The organism is Desulfocucumis palustris, from assembly GCF_002933875.1.
In the GTDB taxonomy this organism is placed as follows: domain Bacteria; phylum Bacillota; class Desulfotomaculia; order Desulfotomaculales; family Desulfocucumaceae; genus Desulfocucumis; species Desulfocucumis palustris.
Genome location: NZ_BFAV01000078.1, coordinates 1 through 267, shown reverse-complemented (window position 1 = coordinate 267; position 267 = coordinate 1). Strand labels below are relative to the sequence as shown.

The following is a 267-nucleotide window of genomic DNA, read 5'->3' as shown; positions in this document are numbered from 1 at the left end:
AGGCAACTGCTGGCCAACAAGAAGACCTTCCTGGCGCTACTGCAGACTTTCGTCGGGGAGGGCTGGGTGCGGGAGATCGACGAAGGCGACCTGACGTTGGTCGACAAGTCCTACATTTTGCAGGATTTCAGCGATAAAGAGGCCGACATCGTTTACCGGCTGCGGCTCCGGGGGACCGAGGTTATATTTTATGTGCTGCTGGAGCTACAGTCAACTGTGGACCACACCATGCCCTTCCGGCTGCTGCAGTACATGGTAGAGGTGTGG

The 267-nt window shown here is 56.9% G+C and carries 1 protein-coding gene; it reads left to right on the top strand.

What is annotated here, in order from left to right:
• A partial coding sequence (locus tag DCCM_RS06600) for an Rpn family recombination-promoting nuclease/putative transposase (RefSeq protein ID WP_165792038.1) occupies window positions 1-267 on the top strand: 267 nt, incomplete at both ends.